The following is a 24,069-nucleotide window of genomic DNA, read 5'->3' as shown; positions in this document are numbered from 1 at the left end:
CTTAATACATGGTTTGAAAAGAGGAGATTTAGCTTGGCGAAAGCTTATCCACGAAAAAGTAAGAGAAACAAATAATTTATAAGCTGTAGGTGACAAAATGACTACAACTGAGGTAACAATTGAAAACTTAAAAAAAGAATTAACAAGAATTGGTTCAACAAGACAAAGGGATTATGACCTGTTAAACAGAAAGGGTCAAGTTTATAGTACAACCATTTGTCGAAGATTAAAATTAACTTGGCCAGAAATTGTTAAGTTGACAAAGATTCAAGAAACAGGATGTGATGATAGTATTAATGAAAGTTCTTTATAAAGGAATAGAATGTAAAATCATATATGACTATCGAAATGGATACTTTGAGATAAAGTGCTTAGATGACATTATACTAGTTGATGGAACTCAGATAGAGATTTTAAAGGTTACAACATGAATAGGGTGAAAATATGATAATTTACTTTAGGTTTAAAAGTATTAAGACAAAGTTGATGGTTTCGTATTTAATTATAATACTGTTGGTATTGACTTTTGGTTTTTACTTGATTTATTCAATAGATAGAATGGAAGACCATACAAGAGAATTATCCGAACAAGATATACAAGTGATGGAGTCAGAATTTAGTGTATTAGGAATCCTAACTCAGCAACAGGGAGAACTTCGGGGTTACTTATTAACAGGAGAAGAAAAATATAAACAAATCTATTTAGGATTAAAGGAGCCAAATTTAACTATTCAAAATGTATTATTGGAGAAAGTGGATAACCCAGAAATAATTGAGGTATCTGAGCAGACCAATTTGATTTATCAACTTGTCGAAGAAAAATTCTTTACTGCTTATGAGCAAGGAAATATTGAGGAAGCAAAAGAACTACTTACTACTGAAATTGACCCCCTACTTGTTAATGTTGTTAGTAAAATGACTGATGTAGCAAGAGCTAAAGGGGAAGAAAGTAAAGAGAATGGGATTAATGCGTTGAAGATAGTGGAAGAAACCTTACTATATTCAACTGTTTTTGGTTTCGTACTATTAGCAAAATTCATTTTTTTATCTATTGTAGTCCCAAGAAATATTGCAATCCCTATTAATCAACTAAAAGAACGAATGGATTTAATAGCAAATGGAGATTTGAGTCATGAGCCGTTAATAATTAGTTCACATGATGAGATTGGAATGTTGATAAATTCAGCTAATCAGGTAAACAAAAGTCTGCAGGAGATGCTTAATAATATCAACGTAGTATCTAAAGAACTTTCTAATCAAAGCTCTAATTTATCACGAACATCTTTTGAAGTAAAGGAAGGAAGTAATCAAGTTGCTATTACGATGCAGGAACTTGCAGCTGGTGCAGCGACTCAAGTAAATATTACAAATGAACTGTCTACATCAATGGGGACATTCTCAACCGAAATTAAAAATGTAAATAGAAGTGGTGAAAAAATCTATAAAACTTCTAAACAAGTCATCAAATTAACACAAAAGGGTAGTAAATTAATGGATTTATCTGTTAACCAAATGGTAGTAATCGATCAGATTGTGAAAGAATCGGTACAAAAGGTAAAAGGATTAGATAAGCAATCACAAGAAGTAGCCAAACTAGTGGGGGTCATAAAAGCAATAGCTGAACAAACCAATTTATTAGCATTAAACGCTGCAATTGAGGCGGCTCGTGCAGGTGATCATGGAAAGGGATTTGCAGTGGTTGCGGATGAAGTAAGGAAATTAGCAGAACAAGTATCAGTATCTGTTATTGATATAACTGTAATTGTAAATAACATTCAAAATGAAACAAAAATCGTAACCTCAACATTAGAAAATGGATATAAAGAAGTTGAAGGTGGAAGAAATCAAATCGTTGTTACAGGGGAAACTTTCAAGGAAATAGAGGAATCTATAACTGGCATGGATCTGGGAGTTCAGTCTATCTCACGTACTCTTGGTAACATTTATGAAAATAGCGAATGTATAAATCAATCTATATTGGAAATAGCCTATGTCTCAGAGGAATCTGCTGCAGGTATAGAGGAAACATCAGCATCTTCGGAACAGTCAAGTAAGTCTATGGAAGAAGTAGCATTGAGTGCAAAACACTTGAACAATTTAGCAAGCGATCTAAAATATTTAATCAATAAGTTTATCATCTAAAATACCATTTTCAGGTCAGCTACGACAAAATAAGCTGACCCTCTTCTTCATAATTTTAAAATTGGGGGAGGGGAGGGTTCGAACCCGTGCCTCTACTCTGCCAGAGGAAAAACTATTGAACAATTGAGTAAAATACGTTCAATTAAAAACAATTAAGTCTGGTATATCAAGGTTTTTAGTATAAAGTTAGTCAATCAATTAAAATCGATTAAATAATAATGTAAGTCTGTGCACACTTTTGTGCACACATCGTGTACATATTCCTATCTAATTAATAAAGTTACAGAACTTCTATTAACACTAATCGGCCATCATAAACATAATGGTTTACTGAAAGTGCGCCTATTTTTCTTATGTAACATAGAAGCAGGTTAGAACTTCTTTTAGTTTACTGTAAATGACATTCAGCAAGGAAATAACGAAAGTTATCATTAGGTCAAACATTTTATGGTAGTATATCGTATTACAAGATAAGTAACATGTGAGAAATTCAGAGGGTATGTTAAAATTGGAATTTAATATATTCTGCTTTAGGTTATTCAAATTGGCTATCTTTCAGGTTAAATGAATAAGTACTAATCCCTATTTTAGGATTTTTCGTTTTTAAGAAGAATCCTGTTAAACTTTGATGATGTTTTTTGAATGTATTTAATGACCTAAAGCTATAAAAGATACATTAAAGAAGGCAAGCCAGTTTATTATAGATGCTTACCTTTATTTATGTTATGAAGTTTTAATAATCGCAGTACGTTATCCGCGTCTCCCGCCTCTACCACCCTGCTTTGCTCCAGTGTTTCGTTTGAGAGTAGACAAATTCTCTTCACTAGTTTTTAGAAAACGAGCCATTTTATCTTCGGAATTTTCCTTGGGTTTGAAATTGCCTACTGAACGGCTTTCAACTCTTCCTTGTCGTGGAGGGCGTTGTGAATAAGAAGAAGAGGTTTGTCCTTCGGGTCTATCTATAGCTTTTTTGATGGACAAGGCAATTTTTGCGTCTTTCTCACTAATCACTTTTACTTCAATCAGGTCGCCTACTTTGAGATGGTCATTAACGTCTTTTACATAGCTATCTGCAACCTCACTGATATGCACAAGACCTGTTGAGTCTCCCGGTAATTCTACGAAAGCTCCGAAATTAGTGATACCTGTTACTTTACCTTGTACCTTGCTTCCTACTTCGAATGACATAAAAATTAATTTCCCCCTCAATATTGTTAAAAACACTTTATTATAACAAAATATTGAGTGAAATAATATCAACTGAAGTTATTTTCCTACCACCTTTTCACATTCCTCCTCATCTAACACATTTCTTAGTAAAGGATTAGTTTTCCAGTTAATGATGTAGCTATATAAATGGTGGCTATTTCTTTTGCAAAAATATCAAGAGTTGTAGGGAACGCTGCAGACGAACCTTTTTCTTATTGGAATAATGGGGCAGCATGACTGACATCCACCTCACGGAAAGGTTGAATGAAGGAATTTTGGGGCTTAGACCCTGTGAGACATGGGAGGGTACACCTCCATGAGAAATGTGGAGATCTACCAGTACAATTATATTTTGAATCACCGACCACTTTTTGTAAGAAGTGGCTAATGAGCCGTCAGTCTTTTTTCTTCAACAAATTTATCCTTACGAGATAAATCCAACCATAGTAGTGAGCATTAACTTCAAAAATAACATTCTATAAAATACTGAGAATTCTGGAGAAAACGTGAGTTTTCACTTTGTTTATTGAGGGAGATTTGTTGAATTAGAAGCGATTATTGATCAAATAAAAACAGCCGATAGTTTAATCGCCTGCTTTCTGTATTATGAATAGATTGTGTTATTTATTAGTAAAAATAAACGTCTCCTTTAAAGGTCTACCTTCTTCTGTCCAAATGATTTCAACTTCTAATTCTGTAGCTTTTTCAGCTATTAAAAAGTTTGCGTGTTGATAAGAAGCTCCATTATTCAATTGTTTAGCTAAAGCTACAGCATTTTCAGATATATTTTTGTTGCAATCCCAATCTGGAGGGCAACCGTGAAGAGCGTATTTCCTTATTGAATTAGGTTCATTTCTATACAAAGTAATATAGACCGTATCTACATCCTTGCCAAACTTGTCAATTTTTAAAGAATACATATTGAATTTTCCTTTAATTGGATTTCCTAAATCTTTTCCTTTTTCAGGTACACCTACTTGAACTGACCATTGATCATTATAGCTACTTTTTGTTTAAGTTTAACTTATGAAATTGTACAACTTGTATTCGAATTGGGTAGTTTTGATGTGGATGATTTAATTTTAAATACACTTGGAGGGGTAATCGGATATTTTCCAATTAAACTTATATATTTAATTGTTTGCTCTAAGAAGAAAAATAATCTAGGCAACGTCACGTTAAAATAAAATGTTTGTTTGCCTTAGATCTTCTATTGGACACGTTCCTATATGAACAATAGGAGCGATTTTGTTCATATAGGTGAAACTTATTTCATATAGATTCGTAAACACTTCTAAAGGAGGAGTTACTTTGGAAGGAGTCATTGGAACTTGGCTGCTGTTATTGTTATCTACTGGTATTACTGTAGCCATTATTTATTTCGTAATAAAAGCTATAAAAAAATAAAAAATACTCAAACCTCTGCTAGCATCTAGCTGAGGTTTGCTCTTGTACTAAAGGCGCAGGATTGTTGAACAAGAACAGATACAAGTTAAAGGGGAGTAAATATGGAGAATAAAAGGAATTCAATTTCAATTTTGTTTTATACAGGGTATGTGTTTTTGTTAGTATTAACAATATTTTTTGGATTAAAATTCCAAGCTAGCTTATATTTAAACAGTCAAGAGACTTATGAGGTTTTTCCATACTATCTATCCAAATCAATATTCCCACTTATTATTGGAGTTTTCTTAGCAGCTCCTCACTTATATAAAACCTTCACAAAGACTGGTAAGTGGAAATTAGATTGGGTTAAATTAATTGTGGTTGGTTTACCATTCATATATTTATCAATAGTTCCAATCTTGTATTATTCAGAGGTACTAGATCTAAACTTACCCTTCTCTTCTTATGCTATGGGGGGATACTTTGGTGGAAGTGCTTCTACTTCATTTGAAACAATAAATGGTATTATTGCTAGTTATATTGTCTTAACAAGTATAAATAAAAAAGGCTCTTTTCTAAAAGATTGTTGCTAATAAATCAAAAAATTGTATATTATACTAACAATAGGAAAAATTTGTTAATATCTAATTAGGAGGTGTTTTTAAATGAAATTAAAGGGGTTCATAGTTACTTTTGGGTCGTTTGCACTGACAACAGCCTTACTTTACTTGCTTGGTTATGTGTTTACTATTCCTTGGTTAATGTTGCAATACGAGTACACAGATAATGCAAGCGGGTTCTTTGTTTCAACAGGGTCGTTAGTTCCCTTAGTAATCGGTTTGTTGATAAGTTTTATTGCCGAAAAAATTTATATATACAAATACCGACAAAAACTTGGTTGATTTATACCAAGTTTTTTTACGCCCTTAGTTTAGCAATGGTTGTGAAATTTACTCTCTGACAAGAACTTAAAAGCATTTTCTTAACAACTTCTTTAGAAGGTATTTGCTTGTTTAGTTCCAAAAAACGATACCAAAATAGGTAGTTATCAAGATACTTCGTAGCCACTCCTTGAAATCTATCCATCCACTTTTTCAATCGTTTGTGATAGCCATTGACGTGTTGGATATGGTAAATACCTTTCTTCTTGTACTGCTTTTTGCTTACGTTGATGGCTTCGTGTTGTAAACCTTTTATTTTTTAAACTTTTTCATACCATATTTCAAAAACAAAAGCAATTAAGGCTATTGTAACGAAAATTAATAATAAATTTAAACTACTTATTGTAAAGTGAGTCAAGTTCCTTGCTTCAACAAATTTAAGTATCACCCAAGCACCAAACGCATCAATAACAATATTTGTTGCAAGATATAACCAAAAGTTTCTAAATGTAAAATAAAATATCCATATTGTAGTTATGAAAAATGCGCCGTACGCAAAGCTTACACTTGTTATGTATCCCCATGGCACTATCGCTTCTTTGATTTGCCACAACTTATATGTATATCCTATTTCATAGACGATGGTTACTAATAATGCAGTAAATATTGTTACTGGCATGTACCTTTTAATACCCTCTTTTTTCATAAAAAATAATGTTAACCATGGAATAATTAATAGTAACCATAAAATCAGCTTATTGGACATTATATTCACACCACCTTATACATCAATATATTACATTATTAACAAAATGTGGTGATTGTATGTATTACACGTTTGCTATTTAGTGACCAATAATTCTAATGAATTATTAGTACACAATTTTCTTCTAATATGAAATAAAGTAAATACATCATTTATTTTTCTTTAAAAACATTTAAAGTGTAGAATAGATTGTGAAATAAAGTACTTAAATGTAGTGTAGAGTTTTATAAAGCATATAAGTCTTATCGAAGTTATTTTTATATATTGTCGGGCGTTCTGATGGTAGTAAGTTCAGGCAATTTGTCACTTTACTCGGAGCCTCTACGGGCATGATTATGTGCCGTGAAGCCAGACGTATTAAGGATTCTGGCTCAGCTAGTAGGCTATCATGCCCGCCACTCCAAATAAAGTGCACGTCTCTAAAATGATACTCTCTTATTCTTGAAAAGCGTTATTTTAGCTACTTTTCTTTATTAAGGACTACAGAAAGTAACGGGGGCATTGATCGTGCGAAATGTTTCTAGCTTAAATTGAGGTTGGTCACAATACTCAGGTAAAGGCTAGACAGTTCCTATCGGAACTGAAGGATTATATCGAAGAATCAAATGAGGGGGTAACGCCCTGAAGGGTTCTCTCTTAGTCGAATAGCATTTGATTTTAGTAAGAATGATAGTGTTATAAGCTCGGCGAAAAGGCGTGAGAAATTACCGTAGCAGTTCGGCTGCCGAAAACCTACTTGATGGAGTGGTGTAATTCATGGTGCTTGAGTTGATTGAATATGGTGAGGATGCTAATAAACCCACAAGAAAAGGTTAAGCTGACGAACTTCTGAATGTACAGGTCTATACGCCCAATACATAGAAATGTGTATATCACTTAATGTTAGGTTAGCAGTGGATGAGTAAAACTAATTAATATGAAAGTCCATGATATGTTACAGGCATATGAACGGCTAACAGGCTTAGATGAAGCACCTAAGTTCATTCTATAATAGATATAATTCAACGTTGTAAGCTGATAACGTGGAGAGCTTACTCTCAATGAAGCGGTGATTAGGAAAGCAATAATGATAATAGTTACTGTATAACTTTTCTTTGTATCAGTGAAAGTGGTGGTACAGTACCAATGAAGGGTCTAATCAATCTGGAGGGATAGCCACTAGACTAATAAGAATCATTCAACCATGTAAGACAGTTCTTTATCGGTTAATAAGGTTGTTGTGAGACTAAAAGAGGTTCAACTCCCAAGGGAGTCACCGACTTGTTGAAACGGAAGAAACTGAGACACAATGAGTATTACGATATGCAAAATTATCTTGACAATTTATATGATCAAAGTGTCGATGGTCAAAATTTCTATGATTTAATGAAACTGATTAATTCCAATGAAAATATACGTCTTGCTTATCGAAACATCAAAAGAAACACGGGGAGTAAAACAGCAGGGACAAATAAGTTAACCATTGATGACATTAAACATTTGTCGGTAGAAGAAGTAATTGAACACATTCAAAAAATGTTCCAATCATACAAACCAGAATGTGTTCGTCGTGTTTTCATTCCTAAAGCAAATGGAAAAGTTAGACCATTAGGAATCCCGACAATATGGGATAGGATTATACAACAATGTATCTTACAAGTCTTAGAACCCATTTGTGAGGCAAAATTTCATAAACATAGTTACGGCTTCAGACCAAATAGAAGTACCCATCATGCGAAGGCGAGATTTGAGTCGCTTATCAATATGGTGGGTCTTTATCATTGCATAGATGTAGACATAAAAGGATTTTTTGATAACGTGAACCATGGTAAGTTACTCAAACAAATATGGTCAATGGGAATAAAAGATAAATCTTTACTCTCCGTCATCTCAAAGATATTAAAAGCAGAGATTGAAGGAGAGGGCGTACCGACCAAAGGCACCCCGCAAGGGGGGATACTTTCACCGATCTTATCAAATATTGTTCTAAATGAACTAGATTGGTGGATTAGTAATCAGTGGGAAACATTTCAGAGCAACCATGAATATAAACGAAATGGAAGCAAAGTAAGGGAACTCAAAAAATCAAACCTAAAAGAATGTTACATCGTTAGATACGCCGACGATTGTGTGCCACGAAAGCAACCAAAGTGTGCGTAAGCACACAAGGAAGCTGTGCTGCACTCAAGATGAGAGTAGGCCTCTCGCAATCGCTATGCAGGTGGAGATTGCAAACCACCCTAAGGTGCTATGGTCAAAAGCTATGGTATTGAGCGTTAGGGAAAAGGCAGGGCAAGACTCTGTCAGGTATGTTTTAAGGAGACGAAAACCATTGAACCGCTGAAGAAGTATCGAAAGCGTATAGGTGTCATCAAAACTGAGGGGGAGTCGTTAACTCAGGATAAGTTCGGAGGAAACCTGTTTACTGTCCGTTCGGTGACCGGTACAAAGGCGGCGTGAACTTAATACAGGCTTGGGTGTGGAACGTGGGAACCTACGACATGGATGCCAAGGGAGAAATTCAAGTGGAAGCACCACAAGAATCAGAGTACCAATGCCATGTATAGGGGCGGAATAACCTGTAGTAATGATGAAATCCCCTAACGGGGATGGAGTAAAGGGGTTATGTTATTCAGTTTTAGTCACAGGTCAACCATCACTTGGGAGGAACTTATGAATAAAACAAAGCCGTTTGCAATATCTAAAAAGGTTGTTTATGAAGCCTTTGTAAGAGTAAAAGCAAATAGAGGGTCAGCAGGAATTGATGACGAATCAATTGAAGAATTCGAATTGAACCTAAAAGATAACTTGTACAAACTATGGAATAGAATGTCATCAGGGAGTTATTTTCCTCCAGCCGTAAAAGCAGTAGAAATACCTAAGAAAGCTGGAGGCACTAGAACATTAGGAATTCCAACAGTTGCCGATAGAATTGCCCAAATGACAGTGAAATTATATTTCGAACCTACGGTTGAGCCATTCTTCCATGAAGACTCTTATGGATATAGACCTAGGAAAAGCGCAATTCAAGCAATAGAAACTACTCGAAAAAGATGTTGGAGATACAATTGGGTTCTAGAGTTCGATATTAAAGGTCTGTTTGACAACATTGACCATGATTTATTAATGAAAGCAGTCGAAAAGCATACAAATGTTGAATGGGTAAAGCTATATATCAAGAGATGGCTGAAAGCACCTTTTCAAACAAAGGATGGAATTAAAGAGCGAACATCGGGTACACCGCAAGGTGGTGTGATAAGCCCTGTACTGGCAAATCTATTCCTTCATTATACTTTTGATAAATGGATGGCTATAAATCATTTAAATAATCCATTCGCTAGGTATGCAGATGACGCTGTTATCCATTGCAAAACGGAGGAAGAAGCAAATAAATTGCTAGTATCCCTAAACAAAAGGATGAACGAATGTAAACTTGAACTACATCCAACAAAAACGAGAATTGTGTATTGTAAGGATGCAGATAGAAAAGAGAACCATGAGAACATAGCGTTTGATTTTCTAGGATATACATTCAGACCAAGGCTGTCTAAGAATAGATGGGGTAAGCACTTTGTGAATTTCACTCCCGCTATCAGTAATAAATCTAAGAAATCAATTCGGCAAAAAGTGAGGGACTGGAAACTGCAATTTTTGGTATCTATGATGCATTACACACGTGTGACTACAATAAACGCAGTTAATGGTTTATCTAAAGAAGAACTTGATTACCTTCCTACACCTGACTCAAATTCAATTGGTATGCTACTAAGTCATATTGCTGCATTGGAATACTACTTTCAAATTAATACATTTGAGAACATAGAGTTATCTAACGAGGAATCACAGTTATGGAAAGATAGCCTATTTCTAGGTGAAGACAGAAACACAATTAAGGGGAATGATTTATCATTTTATTTAGAAATGCTTCAATCTGTAAGAGAAACGACTCTAAATAATTTTAAGGATTTAAATAACGAGTGGTTGTATGAGACATGTACATTCTTGAATCGCCCAGCTAATAATCTTTATAAATGGTTTCATGTTTTTGAAGATGAACTTAACCATCGAGGGCAAATCAGAATGATAGTTAAAAGATTAAAGAAATAAACTTATTAGTTAAAGGGTCACTGATCCAAAAATGATTGACTCTGCTTAGTGAGTTTACTTATTGTTTAGCGAACATTTCTGTTATTTTTAATTTTAAATGTAAGGCAACAACCACTAAAATAAGCCCGGGGGTAAAAAATATGAAAAAATTGGGGACGCTATACTTTTTCTGTGGAAAAATGGGGGCAGGAAAATCAACTAAATCAAAACAATTTGCTATAGATAAAAATGCGGTGATGTTGTCTGAGGATGAATGGCTTTCATCTCTTTATCCCAATCAGATCACATCATTTGAGGACTATCTAAAATTCTCAGCGCAGATCAAGCCGTTGGTGAAAAAGCATGTCCAAAACATATTAAGTGTCGGTACAGATGTAGTGATGGATTATCCAGCTAACACTCAAAAACTGCGAAAGTGGTTTTTGGATATAACGTCAGAGGTCAATGCAAGCCATCAACTAATTTTCCTTAATCTAAATAACGAGCAATGCTTACGTCAAATTGCACAAAGGCGTAACGAACAACCCGAAAGAGCAGCTTTTGACACGGAAGCGGTGTTTATTCATGTTACTAAATTTTTTGAAGCGCCAGAGGCATCCGAGGGTTTAAATATTTTAGAGTTTGATGGAAAAGAATAACAAGTAAATAAAAATGCTGTAAAAGTAATATTTCCAGGTTATCCTTATAATTAAAAATTTGTGAAGAATTGCACTTACGATAGGGGGCTTTAGTTTCACAACATTTAATATGTTTGTTTACTAAATGAGGTTAATGGTTATAAAAAAGGATAGATGAGAACAGGTAATCCTGGTCATCTATCCTTTTTCTTCTGTGATAACACTTTTTTTTCCTCAGCTTTAAATTATATTCTATATAACTATTCTACTTTTAGTACATCAGTTGATCGCATGTAACCTTTTAACGCTACTTAGATATTTAATAGATAATGCCTCAACCTATTGGTATCCTTGGGTTAGGAGTTTTTCGTTTAGTTTTATTACTAGGCAAAACTTCTATTAACACTAATCGCCCCTCGTAAAACAAAATCTTATTGTAAGTCTCTAAATATCCTGCACGCTTCTGGGTTTAATTAATTACTAGACATTAGTATAGCGTGGATGGGGAGAAAAGTAGATATCATCAAAGCCTCTCAGCAATTTTTCGCCTTTTGTATGAACTTCATGCAGATAAACACCTGAATAAAAACAGTGATGCCTTTTTTTATTCTTCCTTTACAGAAAATATCAGTGACTTTTCCCAATTAGAAAAAAATAAACTCAACCAAAAAGCCTTAAAACTAAGTTCAAACATCTGATAATAAATGAGGTTGACGAAACTTATTTTTTTTACCGCTGCCAAAAATAAAATCAAAACCTTTTTTGAAAAGTTCGTGTAAATTTTCGGAAACTTTTCCGGCTCTTTTTACTGCTAGAATCAAAATTGTAGAGGAACTAAATAAAATTATTTGCTTCACGAATCAACTAATAGCTTGTCTATTTCACTTGCCGCACGATCTAAACCATCCTTAACAGACAATTCACCTGCAAATATTTTTATCAAGTATTCACAGTAAACTTTGTCGATTGTACTCCAGTTCTTAACTTTAGGCCATAAAAAAGCATTTTCCGTTGCCACCTTATAAAATTGAAGATAAGAATCTTTCGGTATGTTCATAGCTTTGGCTGCCTCAAGGTTCGTTGGCATCAATCCAGTTTGCGCCATGTGAAGCTGCGCCTTCTTGTCTGTCATCCATTTCATGAAAGTCCATGCCGCAGCCGGTTGTTTACTGCCCTTCATAATCACGAGGTTTTCGCCGCCAATAATCGATACAGGGCCATTATCATGTGGAAACGGTACTGGAATGGTCAGATTTTGTGCACGATTCAATTCTGCTTTATCTAATAGACTGTAGAACCAAGGGCCTTCGTCCGTCATAAGGATATTTCCGGATTTTACTCGTTCAAAATTTTTGTCATCACCGGATTGATCAGGAAGATTAATTAGTCCTTCTTTATAAAGTGATGTCAATTGGTTCACAGCATTGATGGTTTCTTGACTGTTTAAATATCCGGAAGCTTTGTTGAAATTCTTATCGGATATGGCCCCACCAAGGCTGTATATATAAGGAATCGTATCCCAAGGTTCCAATCCTCCGAGTCCGATCGAAAAGCGATGTTGATGAGCAATCTCAATCACTTCTTCCATTGTGCGTGGTGGATTTGAAAAACCGGCTTGTTTTAGAAGCTCACGGTTAAAGATCGCAGTCTTCGTGTAAATATTAAGTGGAAGAGAATAATAATTTTTTTTGTAGTAGCCTCCATCCATTGCATGAGGAGAAAATCTGCTTTGGATATCTTGAAAACCCGGGAGCATGTTTAAGGGTATAAGAAGTCCTTTAAGCGAAAACTCAGGAACCCAGGCGATATCAAGTCGGACCACATCTGGGCCACGGTTTGATGAGGCACGTGCGATTAATGTGTTCTTTAATTCATTATTAAAAGCAAAGTTGATCGACTCGACCCGCATGTTCGGATGCTCACGCTCAAAAGCAGGGATCAACTCTTGTTCTAACAGCTCCGTTTCTTTGTCGTTGTAGGTGTGCCAAAACGTAATCACTGTTTTTTCATCATTTTGAAGCAATTGAACCTGCTTTGGATCGGAAATCATAGACTGACTTTTACAACCTGCTAACAATACGAGAATAAATAAATAGGCTGCAAGCTTCCATCCCATAATGGTAACATCCTTTCTTAATCTAGCCAATCCTGCTCACCTGGTGTTTTTCCCTGTAGGTCATTGGAGTTAATCCGGTTACCTTTTTAAACACTTTACTGAAATATTTTACGTCTTTAAAGCCGGCGGCTTCAGCTACATCGTAAATTCGATTTTCATTTTCCACTAATAGGCGCTTCGCTTCCCTGATTCGCAGATCAATCAGATAATCGACAAAATTTCGGCCTGTTTGTTTTTTGAAATAGAGACTGAAATAACTTTTACTTAGATGCACAATATCTGCAACACTCTGCAGTGTTATGTTCTCGGTATAATGGGCAGCAATGTATTCCAGTGCCTTTTTTATTAATTCCTCGTCATATCCATGATCAATCAGTTTTGGTGTAAACGTAGTCCTGATTTCTTCTAGCTGGCAAACCAGCATGGATACCATTTGATCAATTGTCTCCGCTTTGAAAAGCAAATCATGCAGCTCTGGGAGCATGGATTCTTCTGCTCCGAGCAATCGGTAAGTGCCCGTGAGAAGACTGCAAGCCTCCTGCTTTACTTGTTCTGAAGGCAGGGAACCGCCGTTCCAGAGTTTAAGTGCATATTCAATTGCGGATGAAGTTGGATCTCCATTACTGATCATATCGAAGAATGGCCACCAATCATGGATTTTTTTATCAATTTTAATATTTTCTGAACGATTCATATGATAAAATCCGCCAAGGCCTTCAAAAAAACGTCTTTGGCAGGCTGAAAAACTGTCTGTAAATCCCTTAAAATAGTTGTTAATACCTTGCTCTTTCACGATACCTGCCGATGTTGAAACGTGCCATTCCTTTTCTATGAACTGCTTCCACTGTATTAATTGCTGTTGCTCTGCCCCATTAAGATCAGGTAAGATGAGAAACAAACTGCTTTCAGCGACAATCATTGCGGTCCCAATCTCGATTTGCTTATAAAACATTTTCTGCCATTCCTCTAATAAGAATTGCATATAGAGAAAGCCGTGATTTTCCCTCAATTCCTCTGCACCATCAAGCATAAGATAAACACAAGCGTACGAATGTTCCAACCATGAGGGTGCCCACTCGGTTGAAGAAAAGGAGGGCTGCTCTTGCACGATCAATTTTTTCATTTCCTGTTCGACACGTTTTCTTTCAAGATAGACGGCCTCTTGTTGATAGCGATTCAGTTCAGAATCCTTTTTTCGTTCTTCCTTCAGCATCGTGATACAGCGCCTGAGGACAGCAAGAAGGTCATCCTTTTTTAGAGTTAGCTTTAACAAATAATCGACCGCGCCGAGTTTAAGACCTTCTTTAACGTATTCAAAGTCACTATAGTTGCTGATCAGGATGACTTTGAGCCATGGGTAAAGCTCTAGTGCTTTCTTCGTAAGTTCAATCCCTCCTAACAGAGGCATTTTTATATCGGTAATGAGAATATCATACGGTTGTTTTTCAAGTGCAGAAAGGGCTTCGGCACCGTTGGCGTATTGATCATCAACAATTATTCCTTCCTTTTCCCAATCAATAAAGGATGTAATACCTTTCCTGATAACAGGCTCGTCATCCACAATAAGAACTCTAAACATAATGTTCCTCCTGGTGCATTAATTTTTTTGTGTCAGCTCCCAATTTTTTAATAGAATACGCACAGCAGTTCCTTGGTCTGACCCGCTGGAAATCGACCAATCCCAACTTTGACCGTAATATAGCCTTAGTGTGTCAAAGATATGACGTAAACCGATTCCTATCTTTCCTTTTTCAACAGCATTCTCCGGATTATTCAATACCTTTACCTTATCATCACTAATGCCTAAGCCATCATCGGTTATAAGGAATTCTAAATCCCCGTCATCAAAATGAATCTTTATCGATATTCGTCCGTCTGTATTCTTTGGTACGATACCATGGAATATCGCATTTTCCACTACAGGCTGAAGCAGCATGCGGGGGATAAGGAGCTTTTCGGTACCTGGTTCTATGTCTAACGCTAAATGGAAGGTTTTTTCGTAGCGAAGCTCCAAAATGACCAAATACTTCCGGATAATGTCCAGTTCCTCCTCAATCATAATGATGCTGCCGCTTTTGGCCATATTTGCCTCCAACAGATGGGTGAGTGCGGACAACACGTGTGAAGCGCGCTCGTTTTGATTCGAATTAATCAGCCAGCGCAGGGTGCTAAGTGTGTTATAGAGAAAGTGGGGATGAACTCGGTGCATAACAGCCCGAAGCTCAGCATGATGCTTTTCACTCTGCTCCGTTTTCACCTGTTGCATTAAATTGTCGATGTCAAAAAGCATTTCATTAAATTGCTTACTTAAAAAGCCGATCTCATCAGAGGAATCCACATTCGCTCTAGCTTTTAAATCACCTTTTTGAACTTGAAGCATGCTCCCGGACAGTTGTCTAATAGGCTTTGTAACTCGGCTGGCAATGAAAAGCCCAATCCCAATCGCAAGCAATGAAAATACTCCGGCTGAAACGATGATCCAGGATTGGAGCCGATCCAATTGTCCACTGATCTCATGGATCGGAACAGTACTTACTAGCATCCAGCCATTGCTAAGCGGCTGCTTGACACCGTAATATGGTAGGCTATTCACTTCAAATTCGAATTCAACAGCATCATTCCCAACAATATAGTGATACAAATCAGGATTTTCTACCTTCTTATTGATACTGTCTAAATTCGAATCAATCATGATCATTCCGTTCTTATCAACAACGAAAAATTTTCCCGTCTTCCCAAGTTTTATTTGCTCAATTGTTTTAAGAATTGACCGCCCGTCTAAATGAACTTGTACTAGTCCGATATTGTTCAGCGTGTCAAAATCCTTCAGGACCCTGCCGACAGGAAGAATTAAGTCCGTATTAATTCCGCCCCCGTTGAAATCGTCATACTGAAGCCCCTGCCAAACCAATTCTCCATCCTTATGTATGGCTTCCTTTACCCATTCCTGGTCTGATAACCGTATATTTTTAAGTCTAGCTTCTGAGAAGGTTCCGCTGCCCCAGCCGGTGCCTTCCTCTTTCAGCACATAAACAATTTTGACGAAGGAGTTGGAATAGACATAATTATTCAGCAATGTATTTATATATTGTGAATTTCTTCTCTGATTGAAAGTTAAATTGCCTTCTAATTCTAATGCAGCTTTTTGGATGTTCTGATCACTGCTAATAAAATCAGAGGTATCGATTCCAACATTTAATATGAAAGAAAGTGACTCCGCCGTCTGTTTGGTGATTTGAACGGTAGATTCCCGCACGTTTTTCTTTAGGATCGAATTAGACTCCAAGTAAAAAGATAAAGAGATAAATAAAGTCGATATAAAAATCACAAGCAGAAAGGCCACGATGATTTTAGTTGAAAATCTTCTATATAGAAATTTTTTTCGGAACATGAAACCCCGCCTTATTCGTTTCTTACTATTCATCATTGTAAAGGGTGCAGAGAGCGATTGACCAAGGAAGGTTTTGGTAAAGAACACCTGCTTGTCTGTTATTCCCCTATTAACATATCATTTTTCTCCATCTTCAGTTGTGGAGGTGTTTTATTTTGAGGAAAGATAGTAAAATTTTACCCCCCTCAAAATTAACTGCAAAACGAGTAAAATGTTTTCCATTATTTTCAACTATACCCTTATTTAGGAAATTAGGTGGAGTTATTCGTCATATTTTAAGTGATAAACGAAAAATAAAAGATTGACAAGCCCTAATGGAAGCTATAAAAAGAAAAGTCCCTTAGTACTCATAGTCTACCATTTTCTAAAAATACCCATTTTTTCAACCCGGAACTATACGTTTTCTTCTCGCATGTAAAGAAAATGTAAAGCTATTCCAATTCAAGATCTACGCTAATTGAACCCATTTTAAACGATTAATTTTCAAACCATTTTATGATGGTTTAATAGCCATTTATATTCCAGGTAGGAGTTTTAACCGATTGTTCTGAACTCTCCTAGTTGCTAACTTGGTAGTGTACCCGGGAATCAAAAGATGTTCATGATTGAAAAATGAACAGAGAATGGAGGGATGTTCTAAAAAAGTAGATATGAAGATGTCCTAGATTTGAAATCATTTTACTATCGTAGAAGGTTAGATCAATGAAATGAATGTAGAATCCAATCTGATGAGAAAAAGAAGTTCAAATGCGTTATCTTACTAGCAATTTAAAATTATATTTAGAGGTGGAAACATGAACTTACCGAAAAAATATTTAAAAATGATTTCCAGTGCATCACTTGCAGCTACTATTTGTTTATCTGCAGCAGCTCCAGGTGCTCTAGCTGTTACACAGCCTGAAGCAGACACACCTTTAGCTCAGGAAAAACTTCAAAAGCTTTCTGTTCAAGGAGTTGAGAAGCTTTCAAACGGTGTCAAATTGGACTTAGGATCAAATGATGCATACATTCGATTATTTGACAAAGATTTTGTAAAAGTTTCTGTATTAAATAAAGGTGAAAAAGAATTCGAATCAAGAGGAATTGCAAAAAAAGAATCTGAATGGGATACTCCAGCATTTAAAGCAATGGAAAGCAAAGATACTTATACGTTAGAAACAGATGAACTTACGGTTGAAATTAAGTTGAAGCCATTTGGTGTACGCTTCCTTGATAAGCAAGGAAATGTGATCAATGAGGATTATGTTAATCAAGATAAGACTTCAGGATATGAAAACGGAAAGCCTTATGTCTTTAAGAAAACAGATCAAAATGAAGACTTTTATGGCTTTGGTGAGCAAGCAGGCTTGGAATTAAACAAACGAGGCGACAGCATCGGCATGTGGAACACTGATGCATACGCTTATACGAAGGATTCAAAATACGTATATACAACAATCCCATTTTTCATTGGTCTAAAAGACAAAAAGGCATACGGGATTTTCTTTGACAATACACATCGGTCCTACTATGAAATGGCAACTGAATCCGATGATTACTACTATTTCTATGCAAATGGCGGGAAGTTAACGTATTACTTTGCATACGGTCCGGAAATCGGCGATGTCCTTGACCGTTATACAGATTTAACAGGTAAAATGGAAGCTCCTCCAGAGTGGTCATTGGGCTTACACCAGAGTAAATGGGAATATAAAGCAGATGAAATCGTAAAAGTTGCGGAAACATACCGTGAAAAGCAAATCCCATTAGACACAATGCATTTTGATATTGACTATATGGATGGCTACCGTGTCTTTACATGGAATGAACAATACAAACAAGCGTTAAAACAACTAAAATCAATGCCTGGCTTCCATGCGATCGCAATCAACGATCCAGCCGTAAAACAAGATGAAAACTATCGGATGTATCAGGAAGGTACGCAGAATGATTATTGGGCGAAAAATGCAGACGGAACACCGTTCATCGGTCCGGTATGGCCTGGAGATTCTGCTTTCCCTGATTTCTCTAAACAAGAAGTTCGCAATTGGTGGGCAAAAAACCACGATACCTTATTCAATGAAGGAATTGACGGTATCTGGAATGATATGAATGAGCCTGCCGTATTTATCGACAATGACAAGATGCACCATACCTTGCCTTTGGATGCTTATTTTGGTACAGAAGATAACAAAATTATGCATACGGAGTATCACAATTTATACGGCCATGATGAAGCTGATGCTACTCACCAAGCATTTGAGATACACAAGCCTGGAACTCGTCCGTTTGTATTAACACGTGACATGTATGCAGGCACACAGCGTTGGGCTGCATTATGGACTGGTGACAGCGAATCGAATTGGGAGCATTTGCAAATGTCCATCCCGATGATCTCTAATATTGGTCTATCAGGTGTATCCTTCGTTGGTACTGATATTGGTGGATTTGCTAAACGACCAGACGCAGAGCTATTTGCTCGCTGGATGGAAGTAGGAGCTTTCTATCCATTCTCACGTATCCATTATGATAGTGATGCAAAATCTGAAATTAAACAAGGTCAAGAGCCATGGGCATTTGGTCCGGAAGTTGAAGAAATCAGCAAGAAGTATATCGAACTGCGCTATCAATTACTTCCATACTTATACAATGAGTTCAGGGAAGCAACTGACAGTGGTAAACCGGTACATCAACCGCTTGTCTATCAATTCCAACATGATGAAAAAACAAATGATATTAGTGACCAGTACATGTTCGGCGATTCTATGATGCTTGCACCTGTAATTACGAAAGGTCAAACATCCCGTACCGTTTACTTACCACAGGGAGTAAACTGGACAGACTATTGGACTGGTGAAGAATATCAAGGTGGACAAACTCTTACTGTAGATGCTCCGCTTGGTCATTTACCGATTTTCGTGAAGAAGGACTCAATGATTCCAACTCGTGAAGTACAGCAATACACAGGTGAAAAACCTTTAACAAACCTTGTGCTTGATACGTATTTAGACAAAAACGCATCATATACGTTCTTCGAGGATGATGGAGCAACAGAAGACTACAAACAAGGTGAATACAACGAAACATCATTTGAAGTAGAACGTAAGGGCAATAAAATTACATTTAAACAAAAACGAGAAGTGAAAAATTTCAGAGAATCAAAATTAGAGCAATACACATTGAAATTAAACAATGCGGAAAAACCATCGAGAATTCAAGCTGGAAACAGCAAATATCAAGAGGTTGGTTCTCTTGCAGAAACACAAGGTAAAACAAATACGTTCTTCTATGATGCAGAAGCGAAAGTTCTTTATGTAAGCATCCCAGCTGATGAGAAGAAAGAAGTTCAAATTCGATAAAGCGTGACTGCCATCAGTGTGGGGGCTTCATCCTCCACCTATCATCTTTGCTTTACTAGAATCTTTAGGTCGGGGTTTTACTGCCCGGTAAGAATGGGATAAAAACGATTGAAAGTTTAGTAGGAAAAAGAGGGTGACCAATAACACTAAGTTAGATCGTATTGAGTCACCTTCTTCTTAATTAAAAGAATATACTAGTCATCTCATAAAAATATTGGAAAACGAAAAGATTGTTTGAAATGAGGATGTCATGTGAAAAAGCTTATTAAACTATCTGCTGGTATTATAACTGCAGCATTGCTGTCAATTTCATTTATACAACCTGTACATACAATATTTGCTGCTTCAATAAAGAATGAACAAGCTGAAAAAGTCAGCTACCAGAATGGGTCTAAACAAAATAAATCTTCATGGGATAAAAGCTCATTATCATTTATCTCTGAATATGTAACGTGCAATGGCATTTCAGCAACGATAAAAAATGGTCAGGACTCACAAGCCATGCAGGGGGAAGTAGTATACGAGGTTTACTGGTCGGAGAATGGTAATCCTAAAGATGGTAAGGTGGTTTACTCTGGCGTTGTTAAAGCGTTACCATCTGGTGAAACACAAGAATTAACGTATACACCAGAAGAGCTTTTAGACGGGAACTATATGTTTAAAGCTTATCAGCGCGTTGGACATCCAGGAAAGGGAGAATTGTGGAGCGGTTCCATCACGATAAATAATGAAGCTGGATTGAAGGAAGAGATTGAATCACAGCGACCTTTCGATCAATTTTTCAATAGCAGTGTGAATAAAGGAACTGCAACATTTACGATCCCTGAAGGCATGGACCCAATTGAGATTAGTTTTACAAGCTATTCTTATCCGAAAGGGACAGTACCTCAAGAAGACGGAAAGCCATATGAGGGGCAAACTAGCTTTGATAACGTAACAAATGTATATGGGCCAGGTACCTATACGGTTCAAGTTGAATTACCGAATGGATACTTTCAGACAGATTTATATATAGGTACTGAAGTAGAAAATTTAACTAAATGCGGCCACCCGCTGGATAAAATCATTGATGCCGATTATGGTCCAAAAGCGGAATGATAACATTCTCCAATGATAGTTAACTAATAAAGGTGAGGTCTGACTATATTCAATTAGAATTTAGTCAGGCTTCTTGAAAAGAAAGTATGTTTCAACTTAATTCAATATTTTTATAAAAACCTTATCCTTTAGTCAAACAGGCTAAGAGATTTGGGTACCATCAAGACACTAGTTGTTTGTAACGGGGAGTTAGTTTGTATGCTTTCAAAAAAGAAACCAATCATTATTATCTTGTTTTCTATGATATTACTAGTATTCGTCACTGTGTTTGCAATAAAGTCTCTCTTTTTTCAAAAGAAACCGCAAATAATAGAAGAAAGCAACAGCATTATACAACATCTAACAACTGATAAAGCTTCATATCAACCGAATGAAACCGTACATTTTAAAGCTAAATTACCTGAAGAGTATTCTGATGAAATGGTAGAAATCACCTACTATCATTTAAATGACGTCATCTCTAAACAAAAAGTGGAGGCAGATAAAAAAGAAATACATTGGACATGGAAGCCTCCAAAAGAGGATTTCAGAGGATATTTAGTTCGTGTAAATTTAGATACTCAAAATAAACAAGATCAGCAAACAATTGCTGTTGATGTTTCAAGCGATTGGTCTAAATTTCCGAGATATGGATTTCTGTCAAAGTTTCAAGAAATGTCGAACAAAGACATGGAGTCTGTTATTTCCAGGATGAATCGTTTTCACATTAATGGATTGCAATTTTATGATTGGCATTATAAACACCATCAGCCAATTAAATTAGAAAACAATGAGTCTGCCGTCCATTGGGAGGACATTGCCAATCGTCCAACCTCTCTGCAGACGATTAAATCATATATTGAGTTAGCCCATAAACGAAACATGAAAACAATGTCATATAACCTTTTATACGGTGCTTTTGCAGAAGCTGAAAAAGATGGGGTCAAAACAGAATGGCGCTTATTTAAAGATCAGCAAAAAAATCAACATGATTACCATCCATTACCAGAGGAATGGAAAAGTGCAGTATTTCTTGTCAATCCGGCTAATTATGAGTGGCAATCGTATTTAATTAATCAACAAAAAATAGTGTACGAGAACCTTCCATTTGATGGCTGGCATATCGATCAACTTGGTCCGCGGGGAAATGTATATGACTATAATGGGAATTCCGTGGGGCTCGACGAATCTTTTAAACCTTATATGGAACATATCAAAAAAGAAATACCTGATAAACGGATTGTGATGAATGCTGTTAGCCAATATGGGCAAAAACAGCTTGGTGACGCTCCTGTCGATTTTTTGTATACAGAAGTATGGGATCAAGATAAGTATTATAGCGATTTAAAACGTATTATTGATGAAAATAATCACTATTCAAAAGGGAGACATAACACAATCTTAGCCGCCTATATGAATTACGAGTTTTCCAATCAGCAGGGGGAATTTAATATCCCAGGTATATTATTAACGAACAGTGTGATTTTTGCATCGGGAGGTTCTCACTTGGAATTGGGTGAACACATGCTGTCAAAGGAATATTTTCCACATGAAAATTTAAAGATGAGCAAATCCTTACAAACCAAGCTCATGCATTATTATGATTTTCTAGTAGCTTATGAAAATCTGCTTCGTGATAACCTGAAAGAGGTGCCGATCAGGATTGGTTCAATTGATTGGGTTCATTTCTCTTCACAGCCCGAAAAGGGGAAAATATGGAGCTTCGCAAAACAAAAAGATAATAAAAAAGTCATTCACTTTATTAACTTGCTTGATGCTACAACCTTAGAATGGCGTGATACACATGCAATGCAAGCCAAACCTCAAAACCGTAAGCAGTTAACCGTGCAGCTTAAAGAGACTAAATCAATTAAAAAAATGTGGATGGCTTCGCCCGACAAACAAAATGGTGTGCCTCTATCTTTAAACTTTAAACAAGAAAATAACAAAGTCATCTTTACACTTCCTAGTCTTAAATATTGGGATATGGTCGTGATGGAGTATGAACAATAAATGGATTACAACTATCTTGATTTCAGTAAAGTATGATTATTTAAGCTTAATGATAGATAGATATTGTCAAGAAGGAGTGTTTTAAATGAAAAAAATAATCGTTTCCCTTAGCATAGCAGGTGCAGTTCTTTTCCTTTCGGCTTGTAACCTTAGTGCTTCCGATACAATTGTTCAATCGAAAGCGGGTGAAATAACAAAAGAGGAATTTTACAGTGAATTAAAGGCTCAGGCTGGTGAGCAGGTTTTACAACAAATGGTAGAGACAATGGTGCTTGAAAAAAAATACACAGTGGCAGAAAAAGAAATTGATGAAAGAATCAAGGAGTATAAGGTACAATTCGGCGGGGAGGAAGGATTAAATCAGGCTCTTGCGCAAAATGGAATGACAGATGAGCAAGTTTTTAAAAAGAATATTAAACGTGAGTTATTGGCTGAAAAAGCAGCAACTGATGGAGTAAAGATAACTGACGAAGAAGTGAAAAAAGAATTTGAGGAAAAGTATAAAGAAGAAATCAAAGCAAGCCACATTCTTGTTAAGGATGAAAGAACGGCGAAAGAAGTGAAGGAGAGACTTGATAAAGGTGAGGACTTTGCTAAACTTACAAGCCAATATTCCATTGATCCAAGCTCGAAAGACAAAGGTGGTGACATTGGATTTTTTACAAAAGGGCGAATGGTTGCTGAATTTGATTCAGTTGTATTTTCACTAGATGTGAATCAAGTCAGTGACCCTATGAAAACAGAATATGGCTACCACATCATTAAAGTAACGGATAAGAAAACAAATAAGTTTGAAGACAAGAAAAAAGCGATTGAAAAAGAATTAGCCTTTAAAAAAGCGAAGCCAATGAAAGAAGTCATTTCCAGCCTCCAAAAAGAAGCTGACATTACGATCAAAGATGAAGAGTTAAAGGATGCATTAGAGACGACGCAACAAGCCGGAATAAACTAAAAGCAAACCATATGCAAATGAACTGCCCCGTAAATGTTAGACACCAAACTAACATTTACGGGGTGTTTTTTATGAGTAATTTTACTGCTAAAGAG

General features: G+C 36.2%; 17 protein-coding genes and 5 pseudogenes. 14 read left to right on the top strand and 8 right to left on the bottom strand.

Annotation, left to right across the window (positions count from 1 at the left end):
* The 3 genes and pseudogenes from ACRX5O_RS19955 to ACRX5O_RS19945 form a co-directional block, all read left to right on the top strand.
* Window positions 1–82: pseudogene (locus tag ACRX5O_RS19955) on the top strand (methylglyoxal synthase); the annotation flags it as partial.
* A gap of 15 nt (window positions 83–97) precedes the next feature.
* Entirely contained in the window at window positions 98–313 is a 216-nt protein-coding gene (locus ACRX5O_RS19950; RefSeq protein WP_433907575.1) for a hypothetical protein, read from the top strand.
* Window positions 314–444: 131 nt separating this feature from the next.
* Complete coding sequence (locus ACRX5O_RS19945; protein ID WP_433907574.1) at window positions 445–2,142, top strand: methyl-accepting chemotaxis protein; 1,698 nt, start codon at window positions 445–447, stop codon at window positions 2,140–2,142.
* Between the two features lie 750 nt (window positions 2,143–2,892).
* Here the strand turns inward: ACRX5O_RS19945 and ACRX5O_RS19940 are convergent.
* The gene (locus tag ACRX5O_RS19940; RefSeq protein ID WP_433907573.1) at window positions 2,893–3,330 is read right to left on the bottom strand and encodes a S1 domain-containing RNA-binding protein; all 438 of its coding nucleotides are present in this window, start codon (window positions 3,328–3,330) and stop codon (window positions 2,893–2,895) included.
* A 641-nt stretch (window positions 3,331–3,971) separates the two neighbouring features.
* Window positions 3,972–4,289: a YozF family protein gene (locus ACRX5O_RS19935; protein WP_490885386.1), complete on the bottom strand. Its 318-nt coding sequence runs from the start codon at window positions 4,287–4,289 to the stop codon at window positions 3,972–3,974.
* Between the two features lie 51 nt (window positions 4,290–4,340).
* Here ACRX5O_RS19935 and ACRX5O_RS19930 point away from each other — a divergent pair, with 51 nt between their 5' ends.
* The 3 genes from ACRX5O_RS19930 to ACRX5O_RS19920 all read left to right on the top strand — a co-directional run bounded on the left by ACRX5O_RS19930 (window position 4,341) and on the right by ACRX5O_RS19920 (window position 5,639).
* Window positions 4,341–4,538 carry a VanZ family protein gene (locus ACRX5O_RS19930; RefSeq protein ID WP_433907571.1) on the top strand — a complete coding sequence of 66 codons (198 nt, stop codon included), beginning with the start codon at window positions 4,341–4,343 and terminating at the stop codon, window positions 4,536–4,538.
* Between the two features lie 321 nt (window positions 4,539–4,859).
* On the top strand, window positions 4,860–5,330 hold the full coding sequence (locus ACRX5O_RS19925; RefSeq protein WP_433907570.1) for a hypothetical protein: 471 nt from the start codon (window positions 4,860–4,862) through the stop codon (window positions 5,328–5,330).
* 72 nt (window positions 5,331–5,402) lie between these two features.
* Window positions 5,403–5,639 carry a hypothetical protein gene (locus ACRX5O_RS19920; protein ID WP_433907569.1) on the top strand — a complete coding sequence of 79 codons (237 nt, stop codon included), beginning with the start codon at window positions 5,403–5,405 and terminating at the stop codon, window positions 5,637–5,639.
* Between the two features lie 16 nt (window positions 5,640–5,655).
* Here the strand turns inward: ACRX5O_RS19920 and ACRX5O_RS19915 are convergent.
* Both ACRX5O_RS19915 and ACRX5O_RS19910 read right to left on the bottom strand, forming a co-directional pair.
* Window positions 5,656–5,937 (bottom strand): annotated as a pseudogene (locus ACRX5O_RS19915) (IS1595 family transposase); the annotation flags it as partial.
* Window positions 5,938–6,384, bottom strand: a complete 447-nt coding sequence (locus ACRX5O_RS19910) for a hypothetical protein (RefSeq protein ID WP_433907568.1) — start codon at window positions 6,382–6,384, stop codon at window positions 5,938–5,940.
* Window positions 6,385–7,647: 1,263 nt separating this feature from the next.
* Between ACRX5O_RS19910 and ACRX5O_RS19905 the strand changes: the two are divergent.
* The 4 genes and pseudogenes from ACRX5O_RS19905 to ACRX5O_RS19890 all read left to right on the top strand — a co-directional run.
* A pseudogene (locus ACRX5O_RS19905) lies at window positions 7,648–8,490 on the top strand (reverse transcriptase domain-containing protein); the annotation flags it as partial.
* 498 nt (window positions 8,491–8,988) lie between these two features.
* Window positions 8,989–9,948: pseudogene (gene ltrA, locus ACRX5O_RS19900) on the top strand (group II intron reverse transcriptase/maturase); the annotation flags it as partial.
* 75 nt (window positions 9,949–10,023) lie between these two features.
* The gene (locus ACRX5O_RS19895; RefSeq protein WP_433907622.1) at window positions 10,024–10,470 is read left to right on the top strand and encodes a DinB family protein; all 447 of its coding nucleotides are present in this window, start codon (window positions 10,024–10,026) and stop codon (window positions 10,468–10,470) included.
* A 140-nt stretch (window positions 10,471–10,610) separates the two neighbouring features.
* Window positions 10,611–11,108, top strand: coding sequence for a P-loop nucleotide/nucleoside kinase family protein (locus tag ACRX5O_RS19890; RefSeq protein WP_433907567.1), 498 nt, complete (start codon window positions 10,611–10,613; stop codon window positions 11,106–11,108).
* Between the two features lie 459 nt (window positions 11,109–11,567).
* On the opposite strand, the pseudogene ACRX5O_RS19885 reads toward ACRX5O_RS19890, so the two are convergent.
* The 4 genes and pseudogenes from ACRX5O_RS19885 to ACRX5O_RS19870 all read right to left on the bottom strand — a co-directional run.
* Window positions 11,568–11,681 (bottom strand): annotated as a pseudogene (locus tag ACRX5O_RS19885) (hypothetical protein); the annotation flags it as partial.
* 259 nt (window positions 11,682–11,940) lie between these two features.
* Window positions 11,941–13,233 (bottom strand): extracellular solute-binding protein, encoded by a 1,293-nt coding sequence (locus tag ACRX5O_RS19880; RefSeq protein ID WP_433907566.1) that lies wholly within the window; start codon window positions 13,231–13,233, stop codon window positions 11,941–11,943.
* Entirely contained in the window at window positions 13,226–14,782 is a 1,557-nt protein-coding gene (locus tag ACRX5O_RS19875; protein ID WP_433907565.1) for a response regulator transcription factor, read from the bottom strand. The genes ACRX5O_RS19880 and ACRX5O_RS19875 overlap by 8 nt, the downstream gene beginning before the upstream one ends.
* A gap of 18 nt (window positions 14,783–14,800) precedes the next feature.
* Window positions 14,801–16,594: a sensor histidine kinase gene (locus ACRX5O_RS19870; protein WP_433907564.1), complete on the bottom strand. Its 1,794-nt coding sequence runs from the start codon at window positions 16,592–16,594 to the stop codon at window positions 14,801–14,803.
* 794 nt (window positions 16,595–17,388) lie between these two features.
* Between ACRX5O_RS19870 and ACRX5O_RS19865 the strand changes: the two genes are divergently transcribed.
* The 4 genes from ACRX5O_RS19865 (at window position 17,389) to ACRX5O_RS19850 (ending at window position 23,974) form a co-directional block, all read left to right on the top strand.
* The gene (locus ACRX5O_RS19865; protein WP_433907563.1) at window positions 17,389–19,932 is read left to right on the top strand and encodes a glycoside hydrolase family 31 protein; all 2,544 of its coding nucleotides are present in this window, start codon (window positions 17,389–17,391) and stop codon (window positions 19,930–19,932) included.
* 252 nt (window positions 19,933–20,184) lie between these two features.
* Window positions 20,185–21,030: a hypothetical protein gene (locus tag ACRX5O_RS19860; protein ID WP_433907562.1), complete on the top strand. Its 846-nt coding sequence runs from the start codon at window positions 20,185–20,187 to the stop codon at window positions 21,028–21,030.
* A gap of 198 nt (window positions 21,031–21,228) precedes the next feature.
* On the top strand, window positions 21,229–23,022 hold the full coding sequence (locus ACRX5O_RS19855) for a glycoside hydrolase family 66 protein (RefSeq protein WP_433907561.1): 1,794 nt from the start codon (window positions 21,229–21,231) through the stop codon (window positions 23,020–23,022).
* Between the two features lie 85 nt (window positions 23,023–23,107).
* On the top strand, window positions 23,108–23,974 hold the full coding sequence (locus ACRX5O_RS19850) for a peptidylprolyl isomerase (protein ID WP_433907560.1): 867 nt from the start codon (window positions 23,108–23,110) through the stop codon (window positions 23,972–23,974).
* Window positions 23,975–24,069: the final 95 nt, after the last annotated feature.

The sequence above is a fragment of the Robertmurraya mesotrionivorans genome (assembly GCF_050971805.1).
In the GTDB taxonomy this organism is placed as follows: domain Bacteria; phylum Bacillota; class Bacilli; order Bacillales; family Cytobacillaceae; genus Robertmurraya_A.
This window is presented reverse-complemented; position numbering and strand designations above follow the sequence as displayed.

Excerpts from the sequence above, each read along its gene's own strand:
- ACRX5O_RS19950 (WP_433907575.1), top strand. The coding sequence starts at position 98 with ATGACTACAACTGAGGTAACAATTGAAAACTTAAAAAAAGAATTAACA.
- ACRX5O_RS19945 (WP_433907574.1), top strand. The coding sequence starts at position 445 with ATGATAATTTACTTTAGGTTTAAAAGTATTAAGACAAAGTTGATGGTT.
- ACRX5O_RS19940 (WP_433907573.1), bottom strand. The coding sequence starts at position 3,330 with ATGTCATTCGAAGTAGGAAGCAAGGTACAAGGTAAAGTAACAGGTATC.
- ACRX5O_RS19925 (WP_433907570.1), top strand. The coding sequence starts at position 4,860 with ATGGAGAATAAAAGGAATTCAATTTCAATTTTGTTTTATACAGGGTAT.
- ACRX5O_RS19920 (WP_433907569.1), top strand. The coding sequence starts at position 5,403 with ATGAAATTAAAGGGGTTCATAGTTACTTTTGGGTCGTTTGCACTGACA.
- ACRX5O_RS19910 (WP_433907568.1), bottom strand. The coding sequence starts at position 6,384 with ATGTCCAATAAGCTGATTTTATGGTTACTATTAATTATTCCATGGTTA.
- ACRX5O_RS19895 (WP_433907622.1), top strand. The coding sequence starts at position 10,024 with ATGATGCATTACACACGTGTGACTACAATAAACGCAGTTAATGGTTTA.
- ACRX5O_RS19890 (WP_433907567.1), top strand. The coding sequence starts at position 10,611 with ATGAAAAAATTGGGGACGCTATACTTTTTCTGTGGAAAAATGGGGGCA.
- ACRX5O_RS19875 (WP_433907565.1), bottom strand. The coding sequence starts at position 14,782 with ATGTTTAGAGTTCTTATTGTGGATGACGAGCCTGTTATCAGGAAAGGT.
- ACRX5O_RS19870 (WP_433907564.1), bottom strand. The coding sequence starts at position 16,594 with ATGTTCCGAAAAAAATTTCTATATAGAAGATTTTCAACTAAAATCATC.
- ACRX5O_RS19865 (WP_433907563.1), top strand. The coding sequence starts at position 17,389 with ATGAACTTACCGAAAAAATATTTAAAAATGATTTCCAGTGCATCACTT.
- ACRX5O_RS19855 (WP_433907561.1), top strand. The coding sequence starts at position 21,229 with ATGCTTTCAAAAAAGAAACCAATCATTATTATCTTGTTTTCTATGATA.
- ACRX5O_RS19850 (WP_433907560.1), top strand. The coding sequence starts at position 23,108 with ATGAAAAAAATAATCGTTTCCCTTAGCATAGCAGGTGCAGTTCTTTTC.